Source organism: Actinophytocola sp. (assembly GCF_035712165.1).
Taxonomy (GTDB): Bacteria; Actinomycetota; Actinomycetes; order Mycobacteriales; family Pseudonocardiaceae; genus DASYTH01.
Genome location: NZ_DASTBH010000192.1, coordinates 1 through 3208, shown reverse-complemented (window position 1 = coordinate 3208; position 3208 = coordinate 1). Strand labels below are relative to the sequence as shown.

Here is a 3208-nt window from a genome sequence, read left to right as displayed (position 1 = left end):
CGAGTTCCCGCTCGATCACCACCTCGCCGAGCCGCCACCGCCAGCGGGGCAGCCCGTCGGTCAGGTCGAACGACTCCAGCAGCTCGTACCCGCGCGGGTGGACGGTGCCGTCGGCCCACTCGTGGCTGCCCAGCTCCACCCGGGCACCCGACGGCAGCGTGACCACCGGGTTCAGGTCCGCCACGGCGAGCCGGCGGGCGGCCGGCACGTCGCCGGACACCATGAGCATGCCGTGGTAGCGGCGGGTGCGCAGGCCGCTCACGGTGCCCATGGCGTACCCGCCGAGGCCGTCCGGGACGAGCCACTCGCGGGTCGTGCCCTCAAGGAGGTGGCCGCACACCTGGGGCCCGAAGCGGATCGGGATCATCGGTCAATAATGCCGCGCCGGGGTGCCAAAACGGTCGCGCGGGTGACCGTGGTGCCCACCCGGTAACACGGGCACTGGACAATGGCCGCATGACAGACGGCGCGGAACGGGCGCGGCTGGCGCAGGCCGACGCGGGGGAGCAGCCCTGGCGGGCCTGGGGTCCGTACCTGGCCGAACGCGCCTGGGGCACGGTGCGGGAGGACTACAGCGAGTACGGCACCGCCTGGGACTACTTCCCGCACGACCACGCGCGCTCCCGCACCTACCGGTGGAACGAGGACGGCATGGCCGGCCTCTGCGACGACCGGCAGACGTTCTGCCTCGGCCTGGCCCTGTGGAACGGCCGCGACCCGATCCTCAAGGAGCGGATGTTCGGCCTCGGCGGCGACCGGGGCAACCACGGCGAGGACGCCAAGGACTACTGGTGGTACCTGGACTCCACGCCCACCCACTCCTGGATGCGCTGGCGCTACCACTATCCGCAGGAGGAGTTCCCGTACCGGGAGATCGACGTGGTCAACGCCGAGCGGCGGCGGGACGAGCCCGAGTACGAGCTGATCGACACCGGCGTCTTCGACGAGGACCGGTACTGGGCGGTGACGGTCGACTACGCCAAGGCCGGGCCGACCGACGTGTGCCTGCGGATCACCGCGGCCAACCGCGGGCCGGAGGCGGCCACCCTGCACGTGCTGCCCACGCTGTGGTTCCGCAACACCTGGTCGTGGGGGCTGCCCGGCCGGGAGCACGTGCCGGTGATCACCGCGAACGGCACGCGGCTGGTCGGCCGGCACCGGGTGCTCGGCCAATTCGTCCTGCAGGGCGACGGCGAGCCGGCCGCGCTGTGCTGCGACAACGAGACGAACGCCGAGCGGCTGTGGGGGCTGCCGGGGCGCTCGCCGTACCCGAAGGACGGGATCAACGACCACGTGGTCGCCGGGAAGGACACCGTCAACCCGGACGGCGAGGGCACCAAGGCGGCCCTGCACTACGTGCTGGAGGTGCCGGCCGGTGGGCAGGCCGAGATCCGGCTGCGGCTGACGCTGACCGCCCCGCCGCCCGGAACCCGGGTCGCACCGCGGCTCGACCTGGGCCCGACCTGGGAGGAGACGATGGCGGCCCGCGCCGCCGAGGCGGACCAGTTCTACGCCGACCTGGTGCCGCCGGCCGCCCGCCCCGCCGAGGTCGACGTGGTGCGCCAGGCGCTGGCCGGGCTGATGTGGGGCAAGATGTTCTACCACTTCGACGTCGGCCGGTGGCTGACCGGCGACCCGGCCAGCGAGCCGCCGCCGGCCGGGCGCGGGCACGGGCGCAACGCCGCCTGGTGGCACATGAACAGCTTCGACGTCATCTCCATGCCCGACCCGTGGGAATACCCCTGGTACGCGGCGTGGGACCTGGCGTTCCACTGCGTCACCCTCGCCCGGGTCGATCCCGGCTTCGCCAAGCAGCAGGTGCTGCTGCTGCTGCGCGAGTGGTACATGCACCCCAACGGCCAGATCCCCGCGTACGAATGGGCCTTCGGCGACGTCAACCCGCCCGTGCACGCCTGGGCGGCGCTGCAGGTGTTCGAGATCGACGGCAGCCGGGACTTCGACTTCCTGGCCAAGGTCATGCACAAGCTGCTGCTGAACTTCACCTGGTGGGTCAACCGCAAGGACATCGACGGGAACAACGTCTTCGAGGGCGGGTTCCTCGGGCTTGACAACGTCGGGCCGTTCGACCGCTCCGCGGCGCTGCCCGTCGCCGGCGTGCTGCAACAGTCCGACGGCACCGGCTGGATGGCGATGTACGCGCTGAACCTGCTGGACATGGGCATCCGGCTCGCCGTGCACGACCACACGTACGCCGACATCGCCACGAAGTTCTTCGAGCACTTCGCGTACATCGCCGGCGCGGCGTACGAGCACGGGCTGTGGAGCGAGGAGGACTCGTTCTTCTACGACGTGCTGCGGCTGCCCGACGGGTCGCGGACGCCGCTGAAGGTGCGCTCGGTGGTCGGGCTGCTGCCGCTGTGCGCCACCACCACGCTCACCTCGGGCACGCTGTCCCGGCTGCACGAACTGGCCGCCCGGCTGCGCTGGTTCCTGACCAACAAGCCGGAGTACTCCGACGTGATCGGGGCGCGGCGGCTGGCCGAGGACGGGCGGCAGTTGCGGCTGCTGTCGATGGTGAACCCGGACCTGCTGGTCCGGATCCTGTGCCGGATGCTGGACTCCGACGAGTTCCTGTCCCCGTACGGGATCCGCACGCTGTCGGCGACGTACCGGGAGGAGCCGTTCCGGGTGAGCCTGGGCGGGGAGGAGTTCACGGTCGGGTACGAGCCGGCGGAGTCGACCAGCGGCCTGTTCGGCGGCAACTCCAACTGGCGCGGGCCGATCTGGATGCCGACCAACTACCTGCTGATCGGGGCGCTGCGGCAGTTCGGGGAGTTCTTCGGCGACGACCTGACGGTGGAGTTCCCGGCCCGTTCGGGGAACAAGGCGACGCTGGACGAGGTGGCCGACGACCTGTCCCGCCGGCTCATCTCGCTGTTCCTGCCGGACGAGCACGGCCGCCGGCCGATCTACGGCATCGCGGAGACGTTCCAGTCGCACCCGGACTGGAAGGATCTGCTGGCGTTCCCCGAGTACTTCCACGGCGACAACGGGGCCGGCCTGGGCGCCTGGCACCAGACCGGCTGGACGGCCCTCGTGGTCGACCTGATCCTCACCCTGCGCCGCGGCTTTCAGCTCGCGGAGATCGACGCCGGCGCCGTCTATGACGAGCTCGCCTCGGTCGCTCCCAAGGTGCTGCCCTACATGGACACCGTCTGGCGGCTGCTCGACGAGGAGCGGCGCGCCG

At 71.4% G+C, this 3208-nt stretch carries 2 protein-coding genes; one reads left to right on the top strand and one right to left on the bottom strand.

Annotated features, from left to right (window positions below):
* A partial coding sequence (locus VFO68_RS10640) for a glycogen debranching enzyme N-terminal domain-containing protein (protein WP_325158047.1) occupies nucleotides 1–367 on the bottom strand: 367 nt, incomplete at its 3' end.
* Between the two features lie 89 nt (nucleotides 368–456).
* Between VFO68_RS10640 and VFO68_RS10635 the strand changes: the two genes are divergently transcribed.
* A partial coding sequence (locus VFO68_RS10635; RefSeq protein ID WP_325158046.1) for an MGH1-like glycoside hydrolase domain-containing protein occupies nucleotides 457–3208 on the top strand: 2752 nt, incomplete at its 3' end.